Source organism: Comamonas endophytica (assembly GCF_023634805.2).
GTDB lineage: Bacteria > Pseudomonadota > Gammaproteobacteria > Burkholderiales > Burkholderiaceae_C > Comamonas > Comamonas endophytica.
In genome coordinates, this window is record NZ_CP106882.1 from 35,385 (window position 1) to 57,995 (window position 22,611).

Below are 22,611 nucleotides of genomic sequence, written 5' to 3' on the forward strand. Positions count from 1 at the left end.
TTCCTCCCCTCGTATGTACGGCATATGTTCATCGGATATGTCCCTACATATCAAACATTGGGACAAATATAGCATCCGTCATCATCACCAAGGAATGCCATGAGACGCCGAAGCCTTCACCTGTCCCTTGCCTTCGCGGCCATCGCAGCCGCTGCCGCGCCCGCCTGGAGCCAAACCCCCGCTGGCAGGTATCCCGCCAAGCCGGTCACGATCATCGTGCCCTTCACCGCGGGCCAGAGCGGCGACGTGCTGGCGCGCGTGCTGGGCGAGCCGCTGGGCAAGCTGTGGGGGCAATCGCTGGTCGTGGAGAACAAAGGCGGCGCGGGCGGCACGCTGGGCAGCAAGGCCGCGGCCGGCGCCGCCGCCGACGGCCACACCCTGCTGCTGGGCTCGAGCGGGCCGCTGGCCGCGGCCCCGCATCTGTACCGCAACCCGGGCTACGACCCGCGTGAGCTCACGCCGATCATGAACGTCGCCGGCGTGGCCCAGGCGCTGGTGGTGGCGGCGGACTCGCCCTACAAGACGCTGCAGGACCTGCTGGCCGCGACCAAGGCCGCGCCCAACACGCTCAGCTATGGCTCGGGCGGCGTGGGCTCGTTCCAGCACCTGACCTTCGAGCTGCTCAAGCAGCGCACCGGCATGCCGATCAAGCACATTCCCTACCGTGGCAGTGCGCCGGCCTACACCGATCTGATCGGCGGGCAGCTGCAGGCCATGGTCGATTCGCTGCCGGGCGTGCTGCCCCACGTCAAGGGCGGCAAGATGCGCGTGCTGGCGGTCTCCACGGCCCAGCGCGTGCCGCAGCTGCCCGACGTGCCGACCATCGCCGAAAGCGGCGTTCCCGGCTTCGACGCGCTGGGGTGGCTGGGCATCGCCGGCCCCAAGGGCATGGACCCGGGCCTGCGCGACCGCATCAACGCCGACCTCAAGAAGGTGCTGGCGCAGGAGCCGGTCAAGACGCGCCTGGACGGCCTGGGAATGATGACCATTGCCAGCTCCGCGCCGGAGTTCGAGCAGTTCATCGCCAGCGAGCTGGCGAAATGGGGCTCCGTCATCAAGGCCGCCGGCATCCAGCCCGAATGACAACAGGAAAGCACAGCATGCGCATCGTCGATATCCGCGAGCTCGCGGTTCCCCTGGAAGGCGCCGTGGCCAACGCGGTCGTCAATTTTTCCGAGCACACGGTCTCGCTGGTGGCGCTCATCACGGACGTGGTGCGCCATGGCAAGCCGGTCATCGGGCTGGGCTTCAACTCCATTGGAAGATTCGCCCAGAGCGGGATCATCCAGACGCGGATGATCCCGCGCCTGCTGGCCGCGGCGCCGGCCTCGCTGCTGGCCGAGGACGGCCGGCAGTTCGACGCCGCCAAGGTTCTGGCCACCATCATGCGCAACGAGAAGCCGGGCGGGCATGGCGATCGGGCCGGCGCCGCCGCGGCCATCGAACTGGCGGTCTGGGACCTGAATGCGAAGCTGGCCGAGGAACCGGCCTATGCCACGATTGCCCGCGCATTCGGCCGCACTGCGCAGGCCGAGGCAGTGGAGGTCTATACCGGCGGAGGCTACTACTACGCGTCTGGCGCGGGCAAGTCGCTGCGCGAGGAGTTCCAGAGCTACCGCGACCTGGGCTTCGAGAGCTTCAAGATGAAGATCGGCGGCGCCCCGCTGGCCGAAGACATGCGGCGCGTCGAGGAGGCCCTGGAGGTGGCCGGCGGCCCCGCCCACCTGATGGTCGATGCCAATGGACGCTTCGACCTGCCCACCGCGCTGGCCTATGCGAAGGAACTGAAGCCGCTCGGCCTGCGCTGGTTCGAGGAGATCGGCGATCCCCTGGACTTCCAGCTCAACCGCGAGGCGATCGAAGCCTATGGCGGGCCGGTCGCCACCGGGGAGAACCTGTTTTCCGCCATCGACACGCTGAACCTGGTGCGCTTCGGCGGCATGCGCCCCGGGCACGACATCTTCCAGATGGACGCGGGCCTGAGCTATGGCCTGACGGAGTATGCGCGCATGATCGAGATCCTCGAGTCGCATGGCTTCGACCGGCGCCAGGCCGTGCCGCACGGCGGCCACCTGATCAATCTGCATATCGTCGTTGGCCTTGGGCTGGGGGCCTGCGAGGCCTATCCCGGCGTGTTCCAGCCCTTTGGCGGCTATTCGCAGGCCTGCGAGATCCGCAATGCCAAGGTGCGGCCCAGCGAAGCGCCGGGTTTCGGGCTGGAGCAAAAGCGCGAACTCGCGCCACTCATCCGCCAGCTCGGTTGCTGAGCACGCCTGGACGGGCATGGCGGGGGGGCAGGGATGGTCACATCCCGTTCCCGCCCTGCCGCCAGCGCCCGGGCAGCGCTCACGACCTGCCGATCAGCAGCGAAACCACCCCCGCCGCGATCAGCGGCCCGACCGGAACCCCGCGAAAGAACGCCACCCCGAGAATCGTGCCGACCATCAGCCCGGCCACCACGCCCGGCTGCGCCGCCATCAGCGTCACGCCCCGCCCGCCGAGCCAGGCGACGAAAATGCCAACGACGATGGCCACCGCCGACTTCCAGTGGGTGAAGGATTTGAGCAGGTCCATGGCCGGAATCTTGCCGCTGGCAATGGGCACCATCACCGCCACCATCAACAGGAAGATGCCGATATTGAGCCCATGCTTTTGCAGCCAGGGGAAATAAAGCGCAAGGGGCGTGACGCGAATGACTATCAGCACCGCCATGGCAGCCGCCACGGTATGGTTGCCGGCAAACATGCTGACCACGGCCAGGGCCAGCAAGACGAGAATGGTGGGGTCGAGAAGGGACATGGCGGGACCGCCGCAAGCGCCGCGGCAGGTCGGTGAGTAAAAAGCAAAATTTTCGCATCTTTGGCAGCTTGCGCCTGGCTGGCGGCCATGCGGGGCAAGACGCAGAAGCGCCGGGCGCCAGGCGGCGTGGGGTTGCCAACGGCAGCGGCCCGCCGCTGCCGGGCATCGCCCGCTCCCCAGGGCAGTAGTCAGCGCGTGTTTTGTCACGCGTCCCGAAGACCTTGCCCCTGCCGCTGCATCAGGTGCCTGAACAGGTCCACACGGCACAAAATCATGCAGATGGGCTGAGCCGCTTTTCACCGCAGCAAAAGCAATTGCACTTGGCCGTCGCTGCGGGCAACGACCGATTCCGCATATCGCCATGCGGGCTGTGTTGTCTGGCTGCTCCCGCGGCCATGTGGATGGCGGCTTTTTTAGCGGCTAAATTCCTGGCTGAATCCGGTGGCGTAGTCAAGGGCTGATGGGAGCGACCAATGGAAGTAGCGCACGGAAATATATGATGCAGCCATCCGTTTCCCCCGTTTGAATCCAGCATGCGTGAGCCCTTAGGCCAGCCCATCGACCGCTTGCAAGTGGTCGACATCGAAGAAGACCCGCCAGCGCAGGAAGCCGCCGAGCGCCCCAGGCGCCGCCGCGGCCGGCCACCGGGCGCCAAGGCGAAGATCGCCAGCGCCGGCGCGCGCATCTCGGCCAGCGAGACTTCCTTCCTGCGCGCCGTGCTGCAGGGCATCGACGAGAAGCTGGCTGCCAACCGCTACTTGCTGCACCTGGGCAGCATGGACCGGCGCGCGGCCGGCGCCTACCGCGAACAGCTCGAGCAGCGCATCGAACTGGCGCTGCAGAACCTGCCCGACCGCGAGCAGGGAACGCGCATCCTGGCGCAGCTGCTGGCCCGGGCCGCGCCCACGCCCGAGCTGCCTACCCTCGAGGAATTCGCCGCGGGCTTTGCCGAGGACATGTTCAGCGAGAAGGAGCTGATCGAGCTCTACCGCGAGCAGCTCGGCGACCGCGTGCAGGGCGCGGGCCCGACGGCCGCCGAGATCCTGCGCGGCAAGCTCGAGGCACTGCACTGGGTGCAGGCGCATGTGGCGCAGCACCCGCAGGGCACCGACCCCACGCAGCTGTGGCTCGATGCCGCGATCTGCGCCAAGCTGCGCGTGCATGGCGTGCTGAGCCTGGGCGATGCGATCGGCTGGATCAACCTGCAGGGGCGGCGCTGGTATGCGCAGCTGCCCGGCGTGGGCCGCACGCGCGCGCAGCGGGTGCTGCTGTGGCTGTCCGACCATCAGGAGGCGATCGGCGTGCGCATCCATCATCGCATTGCGCAGGAGATGATCTACGCGGAGTTCACGCCCGCGGCCTCGCTGCTGCCGGCAACGCTGGGCAGCCCCGCCACGCCCGAGATCTTTGGGCTGGTACCGCTGGAGTCACTGGCCTGGCCGCTGGAAATGCTGGGCGACGACGGCCTGTTCCGTTCGCACCGGCCCAACACCCTCAAGGCGCATACCGACCGCGAGGCGGTGGAGGCCTGGTTTGCCACGCTTTCGGAGAAGTCCGCCGCCACGCAGGACAGCTACCGGCGCGCCATCGAGCGGCTGGTGCTCTGGGCGCTGGTCGAGCGCCGCACCACCCTGTCCTCGCTGGCCACCGAGGACTTCCTGGCCTTCAAGGAATTCCTGCGCGCGCCGCCCGCGCACTGGTGCCAGAAGGCGCCCGTCACCAAGGGCTCGGAAGACTGGCGCCCGCTGCGCGGCCCGCTGGCCGAGTTGAGCATCCGCCAGACGATGAGCGCCATCGCCACCATGTACCGCGACTGGCATGCCAGTGGCTACCTCGATGCGAACGCGGTGGCCAGCGTGCGCGGCAGCAGGCGCCGCGACATGCAGATGGACGTCATGCGCTCCTTCTCCAACCAGGCGCTGCAGGCCATCCGCACCACGCTGCAGGAAATGCCGGACGGCCCCGTCAAGCGCCGCCTGCGCGCGGCGCTGCTGCTGCTGCAGACTGCGGGACTGCGCCGCGCCGAGGCCGTTAACATGACCTGGGGACACATCGAGCGCGTGCGCCTGGACAACATGGATTCCGACATCTGGGCGCTGCGCTTTGCCGGCAAGGGCAACCGCGAGCGCATGGTGCCGCTCAAGCCCGAGACGCTGCAGGCGCTGGAAGCCCATTACCAAGACCGCCTGGCATTGATTGACTCGGGCGCGCTGGCCAGTTACGCCGACATGCCGAAGAAGGACTGCCCGCTGCTGGGCGTGCTGGACGAACGCCTGGCGCTGGGCAATGACGGCACCATCGGCGACCTGGCCTCGAATGCGCGGCGCGAAGCCAACGCCACCGGCGCGCTGTCGGCCGCGCGGCTGCATGGCGTGCTGAAGAACTTCTTCCGCCAGGTGCAGCAGCAGCCCGGCGCGGGCGACACCGACTTCCTCAAGGCCTCGGCCCACTGGCTGCGTCACACCTTCGCGCACCAGTCGCTGCGCTCGAGCGGCAAGGACCTGGCCGTGGTGCAGCAGCTGCTGGGCCATGCGGACATCTCCACCACCGGCATCTATGTGAAGGCGGACATGTCCTCGCGCGTGGCGGCGGTGCTGGGGGTCGAGGCGGCGGTGTAGGCGCGGCGCGCGAGTTCCGTCTGGCATGGGCGCCGATGGCCGCTGTGCGCTGCACCTGCCGTATCCTGGGGCTTTCCTTAAGACAAGCAGGAGCCTCGTCCCATGTCCCGACCTCCCCATGTACCGCGCGGCTTGCCGCGTCTTGCCGGCGCGGCCTTGCTGGCCATCGGGCTTGCCGGGTCGGTGCTGCTGAGCGCCTGCGGCAGCACCAGCGCACCGCCGGGTGTCCAGGCCGTCAGCCCTTTCGATCTGCAGCGCTACCAGGGCCGCTGGTACGAGATCGCGCGCCTCGACCATTCCTTCGAGCGCGGCCTCACCGATGTGACCGCCACCTATACCCCGCAGACCGATGGCAGCGTGCAGGTGATCAACCGCGGTTTCTCGCCGGCCAAGGGCGAGTGGCGCGAAGCCGTGGGCAAGGCGCGGTTCACCGGGGAGCCCACCACCGGCTCGCTCAAGGTCTCGTTCTTCGGGCCGTTCTACGGCGGCTACCATGTGGCCGCGCTCGATGCCGATTACCACTGGGCGCTGGTGGTGGGGTCCGAGCTGGATTCCAGCTGGATCCTGGCGCGCGAGAAAAGCCTCGATCCAGCCACCAGGGCCGCGATCCTGGCCCGCGCCAGGGCGCTGGGCGTGGACACCGATGCCTTGATCTGGGTCAGCCACGACCGAGCCGGCCAGCAGTGAGCGCCGCGCCGGGGACTCCAATGCAATCCCTGCCCGAAGGCTATCGCGCCCTGGTGCTGGGCGCGGCCGGCGCCATCGGCGGCGCACTCGCCGAGCACCTACGCGCCGACCCGCGCTGCGCCGCAGTCCGCACGCTGGGACGCGATACCGATCCCGGCATCGACTTCACGGCGCCCGACAGCGTGGCCGAGGCCGCCCAGGCATTGCATCCACAGCAGCCCTGGCATCTGCTGATCATTGCCACCGGCATGCTGCAGGGCCCAAGCGGCGGCCCGGAAAAGCGCCTGGCCGATCTGCGTGCCGGGCATCTGGCGGCGAGCTTTGCCATCAATACCATCGGCCCGGCCCTGGCGCTGGCGCATTTCACGCCGCTGCTGGCGCGCCGCGAGCGCAGCCTGGTCGCGGTGCTGTCGGCCAAGGTCGGCAGCATTGGCGACAACCGCCTGGGCGGCTGGTACAGCTACCGCGCCTCCAAGGCGGCGCTGAACATGGTGCTCAAGACCGCGGCCATTGAAATGGCGCGCACCCATCCGCAGGCGGTGCTGGCCGCACTGCACCCGGGCACGGTGGACTCCGCCCTGTCGGCGCCCTTTCGCGGCGCGCAGATTGGCCGGCCCGCGCGGGATGCGGCGCGCGAACTGCTGGCGGTGCTCGATGGCTTGGGTCCCGAAGACAGCGGCGGTTTCTGGTCCTGGGACGGGCAGCGCCTGCCCTGGTGACGCGGCCGAAGGACGCTGGCACGACATGAGCTGTCGCGCCAACCAGTTGGACCCATGCTTGACCATGGACGCCGGGCAAACAACGTATGGCCGCGTGTTTCATTGCTATAACAACGAAAATCCATTTAAAATCATTGTTATGCCAGATACTAGGTGCCATCGCTTGCAGAAGTCCCCGGTTCCGGTCGTGGTCCAGCGGGAGCTCGCTAGCCTGGCCACTCGTGCCGCAGTGGTGCGCAAGGCCCGGCATCTCACCCAGGCCGATCTGGCGCATCTGGCGGATGTAGGCATCAGCACCGTGGCGGCCGTCGAAGGCGGCCATGACGGAGTCTCCATCGGCAACCTTCTCAAGCTCATGTCGGCGCTCGGAGTTCTGGAGCAGACGGGCAAGCTGTTCGAGCTCCAGGCAGATCCTGGCCTGGTCGACTATGCGCGCGAGCGGCTGCAACCGCCGCCTCTGGCGGAACGGCCCCATGTGGTGAGGAGAGAGCCCGATGCCTGATTCGACCCCGGTCTGGGCATGGCTGCCCGGGGCGACCGAGCCGGTGCGGGCCGCGGCCTTGTCGAGCGATGGCAGGCGCTACCGGTTCCAGTACGACCCTGCCTACCTGGCGCAAGCCGTTGGCACACCGGCGCTCGATCCCGTCGAGCTTCGCCTGAAGCCTGCAGTGCTGACCACGCAGGAACTCCCGGGTGTGCTGCTCGATGCCAAACCCGCGGGTTATGGGCAGGACCGGCTGAACGCGCAGCTGCACGACCGATACCAACGCGACCTCACCGAACTGGAGCTTCTGGAAGCGGGGCCAGCGGACGGCGTGAGCGCGATCGAGGTCTGCCACGATATCGACCGCAAGCTGCGTTGGTCGCCCCCGTCCATCGAGGGGCTGCAGCACGAACTGGAGCGCCTGGAAGAAGGTGCTCCGGGATCGCGCGCCATGCGAAGAGCCAACGGGGATGCCGCAACGAGCGCGGGCGGCGAGCGTCCGAAAGCCACCTTTGCGCACCAGGGCCGTCTCTGGCTCGTGAAGATGCAGGACCGCGGCGACCGACAGGGCATGCCAGCCATGGAATACGCCGCGATGACGCTGGCGGCGCAGGCGGACATCGACGCGGCACCGGTCCGGTTGCAGACCGTGGGACCCCATCAGGCGCTCATGGTGGAACGTTTCGACCGGGCAGGAAACCCCGGGACGCCGCAGCGAAGCCTGTTTGCGTCTGCCCATACGGTCCTGCAACTGCCGCCAGCCGCCGTCCGGGGCCACGCGTTGCGCTCGTACCCGATATTGGCCGACAGGATGAGGATCTGGGGCCGCAACGCGGACCCGTCGATGCTGATGCGCCAGTTGCAGCAATTGTGGAAGCGCATGGCGTTCAATGCACTGGTGGGCAACGTCGACGATCATCCGCGCAACCACGGCTTGCTGTTCGTCGACGGCGCCTGGCAACTGGCCCCCGCCTTCGACATCACGCCCATCTGGCGCCCGCCGCAGGAGCATGGCGCAAGCCATATGCCCGTGTTGGCCATGGCGACGGGCGCGGATGGGAGCGCGGGAGTGGAGCCGCAACGGCTGATCGCGGCGTCAGGCCACTTCGGCATGGCTGCGGAAGAAGCGGCGCAATACCTGCTGGAAACCAGCGAAATGATCGTGGACCGCTGGGAAGCAACGCTGCGCCAGGCCCTTGCACCGCTGGCGGACCGGCGCCCGCCGGCCTATGCCGATGCCGTCGTCAACGACACCCGGGCGGCCTTCGCCCTCAGCTACAGCATCGTCGATTCGCCCGCGCTGCTGGCACAGGCCGTGCAGGCGCTGCATGCCCCCCGGCAAAGCGGACGGCGGCGGCTCAGACGCTGATAGGCTGCCAGGCAGGAAATGCCGGCAATGCATCACCGCGCATCGCCGGCCAGCAAATCCACATAGGCCTGTTCCACGCACTGCGCCACATCGATCCCCAACCGCCGCATGAGGCTCTCGGCTTCGCGCACACCGCCATCCATTGGCTCGTCCTCCTCGAGGACCACTTCCAGTTCCAGGAAACTGCCCAGCCCCTGCACCTGGTCGGGATGGATGCGCGTCCTGCCGGCGAGAAACAGCCGGCGCCGCTTGACGACCTGCCCCGATACGCCATAGGCCAGCGCCAGGGCTGCGCGCAGATGCGCCGGCTCGGAGGTGGCAGTGCGCAGGTAGAACGACGCCTTCGGCCCCGCCTGGCCCGGGCGCCGATAGAAGATCAGCTCGCCATGCCCGGCCGCGAACTCGCGCAGCTTCAGCCGGCCCTTGGCGCAGCGAAAGAAGGTGTCGTCCTGGAAGATCTCCGTGGGCCCGTGATCGGCCAGGGCTGCGGCAAGGCAGGCGACCTGCTCGATGTCGGCAATGCGGGCTTTGATTTCGACATTGCGCGGCATGGTTGCAAAACCCTCCTCCCGCCTGGCAACGGCCCATGGACCGGCTTGTCCGGTTTCACGCCCCGCCATTGTGGCGACTTCGGCGCATTGGCGGGTGTCAGTGTTTTTCTCGGCGCGCTGCCGCCGGCAGGCGCCGTTGCGCGCTTCAGTCGGCAGTGATGCCCGCCGCCTTGATCAGCTCGCCCAGCGAAGCGGACTCGGCCTGGATGAACTGCGCGAATTCTGCCGGCGTGCCGCCCACGGGGCTGGCGCCGATCTCGGCCAGCCGGGTCTTCACTTCGGGCGTGGCCAGCGCGGTATTCAAGGCCTTGTTCAGCGTTTCGACGACCTGGGCAGGCGTGCCCTTGGGCGCATTGAGCCCCCACCAGACCGTGGCCTGCACGTTGTAGCCCAGCGACTGCGCCGTCTTTACCTCGGGCAGCAGCGGCGAGCCCTTGGTGTTGAGCATGGCCAGCGCGCGCAGCGAGCCGTTCTTCACGTGGCTGACGACTTCCAGCGGATTGATGGCCATGAAATCCAGCCGGCCGCCCAGCAGGTCGGTCACGGCGGAGGAGCCGCCCTTGTAGGGCACATGCACCGCCTTGAAGCTGCCGGCGCGCAGCAGCAGCTCGCTGGCCATGTGGCCCGAGCTGCCCACGCCCGCGGTGCCGAAGGACAGCGCATCGGGCTTGGCCTTGCCCGCGGCCACCAGCTCGCCCAGGGTCTTGTAGGGCGACTTGGCGTTCACCACCACCACCAGCGCCGCCTCGCCGATGCGGCCGATCGGCACGAAGTCGTTCAGCGGGTCGAAGTTGAGCTTGGAATACAGCGCCTTGTTGGTGGTCAACGTATTGGACGAGGTCAGCAGCGTATAGCCGTTGGCCGGGCTGCGCGCCACCGCGGACATGCCGATATTGGTGCCGCCACCGGGCTTGTTGTCCACCACCATGCTCTGGCCCAGCGCCTGCGACATGGGCGTGGTGATCAGCCGCGTGATGATGTCGACGCCGCCGCCCGGGGAGTAGGGCACCACCACCGTGATGGCCTTGTCGGGATAGCCCGCGGCATGTGCCGCCAGGGGCAGGCAGGAGGCGGCCAGCAAGGCCGTGGCGAGGGTCCAGTGAGAGCGCGATGTCATTGCTTGTCTTCCTTGAGAGATCGATTTGGCTTTTTGCGGCATTCTCGGCACGCCCCGCTATATGGTCCAATACTTTTTCAATCGCCAATTGATAGGTTTTTCATCTCAATGGATCTGCGCCGTCTCAATTACTTCATTGCCGTGGCCCAGGAACTGAACTTCAGCCGCGCCGCCGAGCGCCTGCACATCAGCCAGCCGCCGCTGAGCCAGCAGATCCAGGCGCTGGAGGCCGAGCTGGGCGTGCTGCTGCTCGAGCGTTCGCGGCGTTCGGTGGCGCTGACCCAGGCGGGCCGGGTGTTCCTGGCGCACGCCTTGCGCATCACCGAGCAATACGCGCTGGCCAGGCGCCAGGCGCAGATGGCGCATTCCGGCGTGGCCGGTCGCATCCGCCTGGCATTCACCGCTTCGGTGCCGCTGTTCCCGGGCTTTCCGCAGTTGCTGCAGGGCTTTCGCCAGGCCTATCCGCATATCGAGGTGGTCTTGCGCCACCTGTCCACCGGCGAGCAGCTCGAAGCGCTGCTGCAGGGCGAGATCGATGTCGGCCTGCTGCGCCCCTCCCCGCATCTGCGCACGCCCGAGGCGCTGCGCGCGAGCTCTGGCGCGACGAGCTGGTGGTCGCAATGGCGGCCAGCCATCCGCTCGCGGGCCAGGACATGGCGCCCATCGCGCTGCAGGAGCTGGCCGGCGAGCCCTTCGTGCTGCAGCCGCCGACGCTGGGCTGCGGCCTGTCGGAGCATATCGCGCTGCTCACCAGCCGCGCCGGATTCACGCCGCAGATAGCCCAGGAAAGCAGCGAGACCGCCACCACGCTGGCCCTGGTGGCCGCCCACATCGGGGTATCGATCGTCCCCAGCAGCTACTGCGGCATCCGCCCGGCCGGCGTGCACTTTCGTCCACTGGCGGGCCAGGGCGGCCGATCGTGCATCCTGGCAGCAGTGCGCAGCAAGGAAAGCGATGCCTGCGTGCAGACCTTCGTCGAGCTGCTCCACGCCGACACGGGGCTGGATGTGGCGACGGCCTGAGTGAAAGAGCAGGCGGCCATCGCCATGGCTGGCAAACCATCCGCCGCGGCAGGGCCTATCGCGCGGCGCCTGGATGCCGCGGTCTACCATCAGGAATGTATTGCGCGCCGTTGCCGCGGTGCGCAAAAGCGCAGAAGGCGCTAGCCCTGGTCTGCGCCGATTTCTCCATCCGGCTAGCGTGCCCGTCCCATGCCATGGGAGGTCCAACATGCACCGATGCCCATGCCGCTTCGTCCCGGACTATGTGCTCGACCGCCTGGCCAGCGACCAGACGCTTTCCAAGGAGACCTGTGAGCGTGTCGCATATACCGCGCGCCTGACCCAGCATTTTTGCGACATCCGCAAGCAGAACATCCGGCTTGCCGGATTCCTGATGGAAAACCAGTGGATGGCGGAGCTCACCAGCAATCCCGAAGTGACGCTGTTCGACTGCCGGCAGACCGTGAGCCTGCCCGGCCTGCAGATCAAGGACCCGGCCAATTCGAAGGATCCCACGGTGCAGCGCACCCACAGCGAAACCGACCTGATGGGCACCTTCCTGCGCGAGGTGTTCGCGCGCAACTCGATCGACAACGCGGGAATGACGCTGATGTCGGCGGTGCACTATGGCAAGAAATACAACAACGCCATGTGGAACGGGCTGCAGATGATCTATGGCGACGGCGACGGCGAGCTGTTCCTGAGCTTCGCTTCGGGCATCGACGTGATCGGGCACGAACTGGCGCATGGCCTCACGCAATACACGCTGCAGCTCGAATACGACGACGAACCCGGCGGGCTCAACGAGAGCCTGTCCGACTGCTTCGGCACGATGTTCCGCCAATGGCGCCTCAACCACGATGCCAAGCGCGCCGACTGGCTGGTCGGCAGCGACATCATCGGCCCACGCACGCGCGAGCGCGGCTACACCTGCATGCGCGACATGTGCGAGCCAGATGCCAAGCACTGCCTGGCGCCCCAGCCCACGCACTACGGGCAGTTGAAGCCCGGCCAGCACCCGCACAGCGGCAGCGGGCCGCCGAACCTGGCCTTCTGCACCGCCTGCAAGCTCGTCGGCGGCAACAGCTGGGAGAACATCGGCAGGATCTGGTATCAGGCGATGGCCAAGACCGGCCTGGCCCCGCGCATGGGCATGGCGCAGTTCGCGGCCAAGACCCGGGAACAGGCAGCGGATTTGTTCGGCAAGGACTCGCTGGCGGAAGCCGCGGTGGACGCGGGCTGGAAGAAGGTGGGGCTTTGAGGCGGTGCGCCGCGGGTCTCACCGTCCCATCACCACCGGCCCGCCCTTTTGCAGCGCGCGCTGGTAGGCCGGCCGCTCGCGCATGCGCTGGCGGTAGGCCAGCAGGTGCGGCCAGGCGGCCTCGTTGCCGCTGCGCATCAAGGCGGCCTCGACGGCAAAGCTCATCTGGAAATCGGCCATGGTCAGGTGCTCGCCGGCAAACCAGCGGTGCCGCGCCAGATGCGCCTCCATGAAAGCCAGCGCGGTCTGCACGTTCGGACCGATGAGCCTTTGCTGCACCTTGGCGCACAGCGCGCGCGCCACCGGACGCACGAAAAACGGCATGGGCTGGTGCGGTATGGTGTCGAACACCAGCTTCATGACCAGCCAGTTCATCAACGAGCCCTCGGCGTAATGCATCCAGAACCGGCACTGCCGATGTTCGGGTGTGCCGCGCGCGGGCTCGAGATGGGAAAGCTCCGCGGGCGTCTGCGCGCCATGGGTCTCAGCCAGGTATTCGATGATCGCTCCGGATTCGGCCACCACCGCGGCGCCGTCGGTGATGACCGGCGACTTGCCCAGAGGATGGACGGCCTTGAGCTCGGCCGGCGCCAGGCGGGTCCTGGGGTCGCGCTGGTAGACGCGCAGCTCGTAGGGCACGCCCAGCTCTTCCAGCAGCCACAGGATGCGCTGGGAGCGGGAGGTTTGCAGATGGTGGATGGTCAGGGTCATCGGGGCTCCAGGGGTATGCAGTGGCGCCGGACCATGCCGAGGTCAGGCCTATCACATGATCGAAACCGGCCACTGCCGCGACTTGTAAGTCAAAGCCTACAAGAGCTGTAGGTGATACATAGGAAATGCTTGCATTTCCGGAGCGATCGCGTATCGTGAGGTCCATTGTCTAGGCGCCGTAGCACACGCTTTTGACTTTCAGTTCCCGCTGTTCTCTACACAGCCAAGGAAAGCGAAGTATGAAGTACCGCCTTCTCGAGGTGGCCTCCGCCACGCAGCCTTTGCATCTGCATCTTCCCGAAGATATCAGCGCCTTCGAGGACCTGCGCCGTGATGGCCTGGTCGCCGGCACGCTGCTTGCGCCGGCCGATGCCGTCATCCACAGCCTCACCCCCGACGGCCACGCGTTGCTTGCGCTGCGCAGGTGCCGCCTGGCACGCCAGCCCGGCGGCTCCCTGGGCAATTGAAGCGGTGGCTGGCGGCAGGTTTCTTTCCAGCTGCGCGGCGCCTGCCGCCATCAGCCGCTGACCACTGCATGCTCGAGCCGGGTGATCGCATGGTTGACCACACCCAGGTTCTGGTGCTGCAGTTTGCTCGCGTGGGCGATCTCTTCCATCACCGCGTTGGCACGCTGGGCCGCCTGCTTCATCTGCACCATCATCGTGCCTGAATCGTGCACCCGGTCGTAGCCGTGCTGCACGCTGTCCGAAGACGACACGATGACGCTCTTGATTTCCTTGGCGGCTTCGGCACTGCGGCCCGCGAGGTTGCGCACTTCGCTGGCCACGACGGCAAAGCCGCGGCCGTGCTCGCCGGCGCGCGCGGCCTCCACCGCGGCATTCAGCGCCAGGAGATTGGTCTGGAAGGCAATGCCTTCGATCAGGCCAACCATCTCGCCGATGCGCCCCGAACTCTTGCGGATCTGCTGCATGGCCTGCATCGCCGATTCCACTGCATTGCTGCCGCCATTGGCCACGTCGACGACCTGGCGCGCCTGGTGGCTGGCATCGTCGGCGCGGGCCGCATTCTCCTGCACCAGTTGCTGCAGCTGCTCGAATGCCGCTTGCACCAGCCGGGTGGCCTCGAAGCGCGTCGTGATGTCGGTGGCGTACTTGACCACCTTGAAGGGCTGGCCGCGCTGGTCGAACACCGGGTTGTAGTTGGCTTCGATCCACACATCCGCGCCGGAGCGCGAGATGCGCCGGAACTGCCCCTTCTGGTATTGCCCCTGCGCCAGGCTGTGCCAGAAGGCTGCATATGCGGGGCTGCGGGCTTCGGCAGGGTCGACGAACATCGAGTGGTGCTGCCCCACCAGTTCCCGATCCGATGCATAGCCCATGGCATCGAGGAAATTGCGGTTGCAGCACAGGATATGGCCGTCAAGCGTGAATTCGATCACGGCCTGCGAACGCCCCACGGCCGCCAGCTGGCTTGCGGCCTCGACGCTGCTGCGCACCTCGGGCGTCACATCCATCGCGTACTTGACCACCTTGCGCACACGGCCCTGGCCATCCACGACCGGGCAGTAGTTGGCCTGCAGCCAGACCACTTCACCCGAGTTCTTGACGCGCTTGCAGCGACCCACGAACGACTCGCCGCGGCGCAGACGCTCCCAGAAGTCCCGGTACTCGGATTCATCGTGGCCGTCGAGGTCCAGGAAGATGCGGTGGTGCTTTTGCAGCAGCTCCTCCTTCGTGTAGCCCATCAGGCGCAGGAAATGGGCATTGGCGAAGAGAACATGGCCGGACGCATCGAACTCGATGACGGCCTGGTTCCTGTAGAGCGCCTTGAGCTGGCGATCCGCCAAGCCAAAGCCCAGGGTGTTGAATAGGGACAGCATGCGGTGAATGGTTATGGTTTTAATGTTCTGTTAGTGGTGTCCGGGCCGCGGCGCTCCAACCTGCGCATCCCTCCCGGTGCGCGGCGCATGCCTGTCGGTGTCAAGCGTTGGTGGAACGGTTCGCGGACGCAGCCTGCCATCGGCATGCCTTGGGCGATGTGCGGATCGAAGCCTGGAGCCCTGCCGTCTTATCCCCACGGCACGGGTCCAAGCTTGTGCATAACTGCCGGAATAACTCGCCAAAGTGGCGCCAGTGCTGGGTTTGCCGGGCGCGCCTAAAAAACAGGCAATCCCGGCCCGCCTGGGGTTTTCAGCCCAACGGATCCATGACGAAGCTGCCCAGCGGCTTGCCACTTGCCAGGCTCTGCTGGTATTGCTCGGCCACGTCCAGCGCCTCGGCAATCGTCACGTGCATGTCGATGTAGCGGTAGGTGCCCAGCCGGCCGACGAAGGTCACGTTGCGCTCGAGCTGCGCGCGCTGCACGTATTGCGCCAGCAGCGCCTTCTCCGCCACCAGGCGGATCGGGTAGTAAGGCGTATCGTTTTCCTCGCACAGGCGGCTGTATTCCTTGAAGATCACGGTGTCGGCGTGTTGTTCCCAGGGCGCGAAGTGCTTGTGCTCGGAAATGCGCGTCCAGGGCACGGACAGGTCGCAGTAGTTGATGACCGCATTCCCCTGGTAGTCGCCCGTGTGGTCCTCGCGCACGAAGTCCAGCGTGCGGTAGCCAAGCCGGCCCTCGTCGCAGCCGAACCAGGCATCGATGGGGCCGCTGCAAAACACATGGTCATAGCCCGAGGCCAGCGAGCGCTCGAAGCGCGTGCCCAGCTGCAGCGTCACGTTCGGCAGGTCCAGCAGGTTCTCGACGATGGCCGTGTAGCCGTCGCGCGGGATGCCCTGGTACTGGCTTGCGTAGTAGTTGTCGTCGTAGTTGAAGCGCATCGGCAGGCGCTTGAGGATGCTGGCCGGCAGCTGCGTCGGCGACATGCCCCATTGCTTGATGGTGTAGTTCTTGAAGAACGCCTCGTAGAGGTCGCGCCCCATCAGCGACAGTGCCTGTTCCTCGAAATTCGCCGGCTCGGCGCCGCCCTGCTGGGCGATCTCGTCGAAGAAGGCCTTGGCCTGGGCGGGCGAGAAGGTGCGGCCGAGAAACTGGTTGATGGTCAGCAGGTTCAGCGGCAGCGAGTACACCCGCCCGCCGGTGATGGCCTTGACGCGGTTGATGAAGGGCACGAAGGTGCCGAACTGCTGGATGTAGTCCCACACCCGCTGGTTGCTGGTGTGGAAGATGTGCGGCCCGTAGGTATGCAGCATCACCCCGGTCTTGTCGTCGCGCGCGGTGTGGCAGTTGCCCGCCACATGCGCGCGGGTGTCGAACACCTCGACCTGGTGACCTGCACGGCCCAATTCCTGGGCCAGCACGGCGCCGGAAAAACCGGCGCCGACGATTGCGATATGGGCCATGAAGGCTTTCTCTGAAAGAATGAAAGGAATCAGGCCACGGGCAGCGAGGGCGACAGCTGGGCAGTGGCCGCCCATGCCGGAACCTGGACCGGCCTCGGCAGCGGCGTGTTGACGGCCAATGCTTCGTCGGCCTCGATCGCTTCTTCGATGGCGTCGAAGCGCTCGAGCAGCACCTGCATGGCTGTTGCGGTTCGGTCCCACGAGGTGGACGCCACGACCTGGGCCGCAAGTTCCTGGAACTGCGCCTGCTCTGCGGGCGAGCGCGCCAGGATGCCTTCGCAGGCGGCGACGAATTCCGCCGGCGAGGCGGCGATGGGCACCACGTCCGCATACTGCTGCGCCACATCGCGCACCGGCGTGCTGACCACGGGCTTGCCCGCCGCCAGGTATTCCAGCGTCTTGGTCGGGCTGATGAAGCGCGTCGATGCGTTGAGCGCGAAGGGCATCAGGCATACATCCCAGCCGGAGAGGAAGGAAGGCAGCTCGTCGTAGCGCCGCTGGCCCATCCAGTGCAGGTTCGGGCGCTGCGGCAGGCGTGCGGCGTCGATCTTCACCACCGGGCCGACCATCACGATCTGCCAGTCGGGATGTGCATCGGCCAGCGCGCCGACCAGGTCCAGGTCCAGCCGCTCGTCGATCACGCCATAGTAGCCAAGGCGCGGGCCGGCGATGTGGGCCTGGTCGGGGTGGCTGGGCACGCCGCTGCGGCCGAAATGCGCGTGGTCCACACTGCTCGGGAAGCAATGCACGTCGCCATGCCGCGTGCGCTTGGATTCGTAGAGGCTGCGCCCGCCGGTGAACACCAGATCCACCTCGCGGAACAGCTGCTCCTCGCGCTCGATCAGCGCCGGGGGCGCGAAATCGAACGCCGACAGCTCGTCCATGCAGTCGTAGATGCGGCCCAGCGGCGTGAGATCGCGCGCCAGCGGCAGCGCCATCGGGGTGTAGAACCACAGCAGGTACTGGTCGATGCCATGGTCGTCGAGATACTGCTGCAGCATGCCGCGCATGCGGTCCATGTGCATGTCGGCAAAGCCGGGCGCATTGCCGGGCACGTGCATGCGCAGCACCTGCACGCCGGCGCAGGGGCTGTAGCGCTCGAGCCAGGTACGCTCGGCGCCGACGATGGGCTCCTCGACGAACAGGATCGGATGCTGGCCGGCAAGGCGCGACATCAGCTGCTGCGGGCGTTGGTACACGAAATCCCAGCGAAGATGAGAGAAGACAACAATGCTTTTCATGGCGGTACCAAGGAAGGGTGGAGAAAAACGAAGCGCATGGTCACCAAAGGCCTGCAGCCAGTGCTGCAGGCGCTCGGCATAGGGTTGGCACAGCCGGCGCGTGAGGTCCCCGGCATCGGCGCCGGGTACGTCCCACAGACCGGCGTGATGCCAGTGATCGAAGTCTTGCCAGTCGGGCCGGTCAATGAGCGGGTACAGGCACAGGCCCAGCAGCGGGATGCCCTGCGCATGGCATTGCGCCACCTCGCCGGCGATGTCGTCGAGCCACTGCGCACGGCCCTCGCCCACATGGCCGGTTTCGCTGATGCACAGCGGTCGCTGGTAGCGCTGCCAGAGCGCCGCGGCCAGCCGATGGAAGGGACGCCGGCGCCGGTCCTGCAGATGCCAGTGCAGGCGCGCGCCGGAACCATGCTCCCACTGGTTGTCGTGGTAGTAGTTGATGCCCAGCACATCGAGGTAGCGCGGCGCGCCGCCCAGCTCGGAGGCCTTGAGGCCGCAAATCATGTCCCAGGCCTCGAACTGGCCCTCGGCTTCGCGCGCCGCGGCCGCGCAGACGCCCGGGCCCGCACCCAGCGGCGCCTCGACATGGATTGCGGGATCGGTGTGCACGATGCGCGCGCCCGGCGCCACGCGCCAGATCGCGTCGATGGCGCGCAGCGTGGCGCGCACCAGCACGCGCTTGAGCTGCGCGCCGCGCTCGGGCCCGCCCGGCACATAGGGGTGGATCAGCCCGGTGTGCCCTGCGGCCCAGGCCAGGAAGGAGATTTCGTTGATCGGCTGGTAGACGGCAGCCGGACCGTGCACCTCGGCCAGCATTGCGGCCACGGTCTCGCAATGCTCGGCAAAGGCCGCTATGAATTCCTCGGGACGCTCGAACGGATCCAGGCGCTGCGGCCAGCCGTAATGCATCAGCGACCAGATGACCTGGATGCCATGACGGGCCGCGAGCCGGGCCTGTTCTCGCAGGGCCGGCATGCTCCAGGCGCCGCCTTCGTCGAACAGCCGCCAGCCGATGCTTTCGCGCACCACGCGGATGCCCATGTGCGCCAATGCCGCGTAGTCTTCGTCCAGGCGGGCGCGGTGGCCATTGCGCTGATTGGTGTCCAGCGGGTGGCCATGGCCATTGCGGTGGTCTGCGCCTTCGAAGCCCCCCATCCAGAAGCTGTTGAAAAGAGGGGCGTGCTGGCGGCTCTGGGAACCTGTCTCGGCAGCGAGGAGACTAGCGCTGTGCATACGCAGCGCCGCGAAGCAGGTTGGTGCCGCCATCCAGCAACCCGGACGGGATCCCGCAGGCCGCCGGGCATCGACCGGCGCGCGCATTGCCCGACGCACCGGCATGCCAGCGGGTCGGATTCAGCAGGCGCGAAGCCTCTTGGAGAGAGAACATGAACATTCCTGGGGAGAAGGAGTGGCGACAAGCCAAGCACAATCCGTGCTCAGCTATCGTGTCCCCAAAGGCCCGGCAGCCGTGTAGGCGGAAGCTGCATCCCTCCTACAGCAAAGCGCCTGCATGCGCCTGCCGCAAGACGCCTGTCTCTCTGCGCGCCAACCCCTCAACGCCCGGAGATGATCTCGTAGTCGATGGGCTTGAAGCTGCCGTTGTTGGAGTTTTCCGCGGAGCACGAAGTCAGGCCGCAGACCAGGTCCATTTCCGCGCGCAGCTCGATGTACTGGCCGGCCCTGGAGGTAGGCGCCTTCACGGCCACGGTGCCGTCGGGTGCGACCACGACGTTCATGAACACATTGAAGGTGGTGCCGATCTGCTCGGGCCGGATGCCGAAGGGGGCCAGCGCGCGGTACAGGTTCTCGAAGCAGCTCGGGTGGTGGCCCTGGTGCTTGTAGAGAATCTCGAACATCTCCTGGCTGCAGGGAGTGAGCAGGAAATCATGGCGGCCCACCTGGTCCTCGAGGATGCGGAACATCACCCGGCTGTCGTTGGAGTAGAGCGGGTCACCCGTGCTCAGGTAGATCTTCGACGCGTAGTCGATGCTGCGGCCGGAGGACAGGCTGCATGCATGCTCGCCGTCCTTGAATGCAAACAGATCCGCCACCTGCTCGCCCATCGGATCGCAGATGCGCAGGATCTCGCCGGCACGCAGCCGGAAGGCGACGCCGGATTGGGGCGGAATGCGCGTGATGTTGCTGACTGCGCTGCTGACTTCATGCATCTTGCTTGGCTTTCGAATGAAAAGGACACTGCCAACCGGCTTCCACGGCGCGTCCGGAATACTGGCGCGCTTCCGAAGACTCGCCAAAGCGCGCCAGCACCGGATTGATGGAGCCCTGCAGCGCGATATCGCGCTTGCGGATCGCATCCTGCATGCCGGTGTACTTGCCGCTGTGCTTGAGCAGCTCGAACTGCTCGTGGAAGTTGAACACTAGGCAGGGTATGGGCGCGCGCCGCGCAAGCCGCGAGGCACCCGGGTGCATCCCCACCACGAAGAACGCCCGCCCGCCGACGCTGAACGAGAACTCGTTGCGCTCGGGATCATCGGTGACTTCGGGCGACCAGGCAATGCCGTGCGCGCAATCGTGCTCGTGCAGTGCCTGGAGCTGGCGCCACAGCCGCTGCTCGAAGCTGTGCTCGTCCAGCAGTTCGCGCTCGAAGGCGGCAATGAAGGTCACGGGAACCATGCCCGGCGCCGGGTGGTCCTGCGAATACCGCAGCAGCGCGGCGTGCAGTGCGGGCGTGAAAGCGGGATCGCCCAGCGCGCCGAACTCCTGCAGTTGCAGGCGCCCCTTGTTGAGCGCGGACTTGGCCCCCACGCAGGGAAAGCTGGGGTTCGCGATGAAGTCCCGCACCAGCTGCCCAGGGGCGGAGCTGGGGAGGTCGGTGGGTTTGATTTGGGCTCGCATGAACCTAAGGTAAGCCCATACTCCGGCAGGTCCAGTGCGTCCAGGGCCGGCTCCACCGTGGGAGGTCGAGCTCCAAAAATGTAGGCCTGCTCCTGCCGGGCCCACAGGCTCGGAGCCGCGCTCGCCGCACACGCAGCGCCTGCCAGTAGGACCATGCCTACCTGTGGTCGGGGACAAATGTTGCAGTGCAGCATTATGATGTCGGCGACATTGCATGAAGCACCCGGATGCTGCCCTGCCGGCCCCTTCGTCCCCGGCGCCAACGAAAGAATCTGTGAACCATCTGCTTCAGAAAATGCGCGCGCAGGCCAGCCAGTGGACGCGCAAAAGCCTGCGCTATGCCGCCGCCCCGGCAGTCCGGGACATGACCGGCGGCCCCGTGAGCGCGCCTGGCGCGGTGCGTTGGCTGCCTGAAGATGCCAGCGCATTGCTGCAGCTGCGCGAGCGCACGGAGACGCCCGGGCAGACACAGGAGCAATGGCTCGCGGGCAGCTTCACGCACCGCGGCCGCACGCTGGATTACCGGCTTTACGTGCCCCCCCGGGCAGGCGCTGCCGCGCGGCCGATGGTCGTCATGCTGCATGGCTGCACGCAGGACGCGGCGGACTTCGCCGCCGGCACCCGCATGAATGCCCAGGCCCGGGCGCTGGGCGCGGTGGTGCTCTACCCCGAACAGAGCCAACGCGCCAATCCGCGCAAATGCTGGAACTGGTTCCATCCGCAGCACCAGCAGCGCGGCCGCGGCGAGCCCGCCGTGCTGGCGGCGCTGACCCTGGCCATGGCGGCCGAGCACCGGGTGGACTTCGCGCGCATCTATGTGGCGGGGTTGTCCGCGGGCGGGGCCATGGCCGACATCCTGGGCGCGACCTATCCGGATATCTTCGCCGCCGTGGGCGTGCATTCGGGCCTGCCGCGAGGCAGTGCCAATGATGTCATGTCGGCGCTTGCCGCCATGCGCAGCGGCGCGCCGGGCGCATGGGGAGCGACCACGCCGGTTGCCGCTCCGCCCACCATCGTCTTCCATGGCGATGCCGACAGCACCGTGCACATCAGCAACGGCGCGGCCATCATCGATGCGGCCCTCAGGGCCCGCAGCCTGGCCGGCAGCGGCGTGCAGCCGCTCGAAGGGCGCACGGACCGGGGCCGGCGCTACAGCCACAGCGTCTACCGCGACGCCGATGGCCGCACCCTGGCCGAATACTGGCAGTTGCATGGCGCCGGGCATGCCTGGTCGGGCGGCGATATGGACGCGAGCTATACCGATGCCGACGGGGTCGACGCCACGGCGCAGATGCTGCGTTTCTTCCTGGAGCATTCCAGGGCCAGCTGAGCGCCTGCCGCGGGCCCGGCAGGCTGCAGCCTGCGCTGCGCTGTGGCCGAAAAGGATCCCAAGCGCAAGTGATTTGGCGTATTCTGTGGGTCTATGCAATCCCCGACCCTCCAGGAGTACCGGCTCCTTCTTGAAACCCAGGGCCCGGCCGGCCTCGATTTCCTCAATTCCCGCGTTCCGCACCGCTACACTGGCATCTTCCGCCTGCAAGAGGGTGCACTGCACAACATCTTCCTGCACGACAAGCGCGGCGAGATCATTCCCGAATTCCTGCAGGTGGTGCCGCTGACGGACAGCTTCTGCCATCTCACCATGCGCGACGGCGTGTTCAGGACCGCCGATTCCACGCACGAGTCCAGCCTCGACGGCCACAAGTACCAGGGCGTGCTGCGCTCCTATATCGGCCTGCCGCTGGCCGATGGCCAGGGAGGCCTCTACGGCACCATCTGTCATTTCGACGAACGGGCCCTGGAGCTGGCCGACGAGGAGTTCGAGATCTTCAGCAAGGCGGCCAAGCTGCTGCCGGACTATCTCGGCAAGCCCGTGCTGCGCCCGGGCGCCTGAA

Annotated in this window: 21 protein-coding genes and 1 pseudogene; 12 read left to right on the forward strand and 10 right to left on the reverse strand. The window is 67.0% G+C overall.

The features are described from left to right. The first annotated feature begins 99 nt into the window (after positions 1 to 99). Positions 100 to 1,083, forward strand: a complete 984-nt coding sequence (locus M9799_RS17070) for a Bug family tripartite tricarboxylate transporter substrate binding protein (RefSeq protein WP_231044835.1) — start codon at positions 100 to 102, stop codon at positions 1,081 to 1,083. 17 nt (positions 1,084 to 1,100) lie between these two features. Continuing rightward, positions 1,101 to 2,267, forward strand: a complete 1,167-nt coding sequence (locus tag M9799_RS17075; protein WP_231044836.1) for an enolase C-terminal domain-like protein — start codon at positions 1,101 to 1,103, stop codon at positions 2,265 to 2,267. Positions 2,268 to 2,346: 79 nt separating this feature from the next. Here the strand turns inward: M9799_RS17075 and M9799_RS17080 are convergent, their stop codons facing one another. After that, the gene (locus M9799_RS17080; RefSeq protein ID WP_231044837.1) at positions 2,347 to 2,799 is read right to left on the reverse strand and encodes a DUF441 domain-containing protein; all 453 of its coding nucleotides are present in this window, start codon (positions 2,797 to 2,799) and stop codon (positions 2,347 to 2,349) included. A gap of 533 nt (positions 2,800 to 3,332) precedes the next feature. Between M9799_RS17080 and M9799_RS20595 the strand changes: the two genes are divergently transcribed. The 5 genes from M9799_RS20595 (at position 3,333) to M9799_RS17110 (ending at position 8,676) form a co-directional block, all read left to right on the forward strand. After that, positions 3,333 to 5,417: a tyrosine-type recombinase/integrase gene (locus M9799_RS20595; protein ID WP_304505212.1), complete on the forward strand. Its 2,085-nt coding sequence runs from the start codon at positions 3,333 to 3,335 to the stop codon at positions 5,415 to 5,417. 102 nt (positions 5,418 to 5,519) lie between these two features. Beyond that, the gene (locus M9799_RS17095; RefSeq protein WP_231044839.1) at positions 5,520 to 6,104 is read left to right on the forward strand and encodes a lipocalin family protein; all 585 of its coding nucleotides are present in this window, start codon (positions 5,520 to 5,522) and stop codon (positions 6,102 to 6,104) included. Between the two features lie 20 nt (positions 6,105 to 6,124). Further along, positions 6,125 to 6,823 carry an SDR family NAD(P)-dependent oxidoreductase gene (locus M9799_RS17100; protein WP_231044840.1) on the forward strand — a complete coding sequence of 233 codons (699 nt, stop codon included), beginning with the start codon at positions 6,125 to 6,127 and terminating at the stop codon, positions 6,821 to 6,823. 163 nt (positions 6,824 to 6,986) lie between these two features. Next, positions 6,987 to 7,325 carry a helix-turn-helix domain-containing protein gene (locus M9799_RS17105; RefSeq protein ID WP_263726105.1) on the forward strand — a complete coding sequence of 113 codons (339 nt, stop codon included), beginning with the start codon at positions 6,987 to 6,989 and terminating at the stop codon, positions 7,323 to 7,325. Then, positions 7,318 to 8,676, forward strand: coding sequence for a type II toxin-antitoxin system HipA family toxin (locus M9799_RS17110; RefSeq protein ID WP_231044841.1), 1,359 nt, complete (start codon positions 7,318 to 7,320; stop codon positions 8,674 to 8,676). Before M9799_RS17105 ends, M9799_RS17110 begins: the two co-directional genes overlap by 8 nt. Positions 8,677 to 8,708: 32 nt before the next feature. On the opposite strand, the gene M9799_RS17115 is transcribed toward M9799_RS17110, so the two are convergent. Continuing rightward, positions 8,709 to 9,227 carry a class IV adenylate cyclase gene (locus M9799_RS17115; RefSeq protein WP_231044842.1) on the reverse strand — a complete coding sequence of 173 codons (519 nt, stop codon included), beginning with the start codon at positions 9,225 to 9,227 and terminating at the stop codon, positions 8,709 to 8,711. Positions 9,228 to 9,372: 145 nt separating this feature from the next. Then, positions 9,373 to 10,344 carry a Bug family tripartite tricarboxylate transporter substrate binding protein gene (locus M9799_RS17120; protein ID WP_231044843.1) on the reverse strand — a complete coding sequence of 324 codons (972 nt, stop codon included), beginning with the start codon at positions 10,342 to 10,344 and terminating at the stop codon, positions 9,373 to 9,375. A gap of 108 nt (positions 10,345 to 10,452) precedes the next feature. Here M9799_RS17120 and M9799_RS17125 point away from each other — a divergent pair. Next, positions 10,453 to 11,366, forward strand: a pseudogene (locus tag M9799_RS17125) (LysR family transcriptional regulator). Positions 11,367 to 11,574: 208 nt separating this feature from the next. Continuing rightward, complete coding sequence (locus tag M9799_RS17130; protein WP_231044844.1) at positions 11,575 to 12,606, forward strand: M4 family metallopeptidase; 1,032 nt, start codon at positions 11,575 to 11,577, stop codon at positions 12,604 to 12,606. Between the two features lie 18 nt (positions 12,607 to 12,624). Here M9799_RS17130 and M9799_RS17135 read toward each other — a convergent pair whose 3' ends face one another. Continuing rightward, a complete protein-coding gene (locus M9799_RS17135; RefSeq protein ID WP_231044845.1) occupies positions 12,625 to 13,317 on the reverse strand; it encodes a glutathione S-transferase family protein in 693 nt (230 codons plus the stop codon). A 239-nt stretch (positions 13,318 to 13,556) separates the two neighbouring features. Here M9799_RS17135 and M9799_RS17140 point away from each other — a divergent pair, with 239 nt between their 5' ends. Continuing rightward, a complete protein-coding gene (locus tag M9799_RS17140; protein ID WP_231044846.1) occupies positions 13,557 to 13,784 on the forward strand; it encodes a hypothetical protein in 228 nt (75 codons plus the stop codon). Between the two features lie 50 nt (positions 13,785 to 13,834). Here the strand turns inward: M9799_RS17140 and M9799_RS20600 are convergent, their stop codons facing one another. The 6 genes from M9799_RS20600 to gntA form a co-directional block, all read right to left on the reverse strand. After that, entirely contained in the window at positions 13,835 to 15,157 is a 1,323-nt protein-coding gene (locus tag M9799_RS20600; protein ID WP_304505213.1) for a methyl-accepting chemotaxis protein, read from the reverse strand. Between the two features lie 310 nt (positions 15,158 to 15,467). Then, positions 15,468 to 16,619 carry a UDP-galactopyranose mutase gene (gene glf / locus M9799_RS17155; protein WP_231044847.1) on the reverse strand — a complete coding sequence of 384 codons (1,152 nt, stop codon included), beginning with the start codon at positions 16,617 to 16,619 and terminating at the stop codon, positions 15,468 to 15,470. Positions 16,620 to 16,648: 29 nt separating this feature from the next. Continuing rightward, positions 16,649 to 19,015: a glycosyltransferase gene (locus M9799_RS17160; RefSeq protein ID WP_231044848.1), complete on the reverse strand. Its 2,367-nt coding sequence runs from the start codon at positions 19,013 to 19,015 to the stop codon at positions 16,649 to 16,651. 64 nt (positions 19,016 to 19,079) lie between these two features. After that, a complete protein-coding gene (locus tag M9799_RS17165) occupies positions 19,080 to 19,247 on the reverse strand; it encodes a hypothetical protein (protein WP_263726096.1) in 168 nt (55 codons plus the stop codon). 166 nt (positions 19,248 to 19,413) lie between these two features. Further along, positions 19,414 to 20,028 carry a DUF1989 domain-containing protein gene (locus M9799_RS17170; RefSeq protein ID WP_231044849.1) on the reverse strand — a complete coding sequence of 205 codons (615 nt, stop codon included), beginning with the start codon at positions 20,026 to 20,028 and terminating at the stop codon, positions 19,414 to 19,416. Beyond that, positions 20,021 to 20,716 carry a guanitoxin biosynthesis heme-dependent pre-guanitoxin N-hydroxylase GntA gene (gntA, locus tag M9799_RS17175; protein ID WP_231044850.1) on the reverse strand — a complete coding sequence of 232 codons (696 nt, stop codon included), beginning with the start codon at positions 20,714 to 20,716 and terminating at the stop codon, positions 20,021 to 20,023. Before gntA ends, M9799_RS17170 begins: the two co-directional genes overlap by 8 nt. Before the next feature lie 274 nt (positions 20,717 to 20,990). Here gntA and M9799_RS17180 point away from each other — a divergent pair, with 274 nt between their 5' ends. Together M9799_RS17180 and M9799_RS17185 are read left to right on the forward strand one after the other, a co-directional pair. Beyond that, positions 20,991 to 22,046, forward strand: coding sequence for an extracellular catalytic domain type 1 short-chain-length polyhydroxyalkanoate depolymerase (locus M9799_RS17180; protein ID WP_231044851.1), 1,056 nt, complete (start codon positions 20,991 to 20,993; stop codon positions 22,044 to 22,046). A 93-nt stretch (positions 22,047 to 22,139) separates the two neighbouring features. After that, on the forward strand, positions 22,140 to 22,610 hold the full coding sequence (locus M9799_RS17185; RefSeq protein ID WP_231044852.1) for a guanylate cyclase: 471 nt from the start codon (positions 22,140 to 22,142) through the stop codon (positions 22,608 to 22,610). Position 22,611 lies beyond the last annotated feature (1 nt).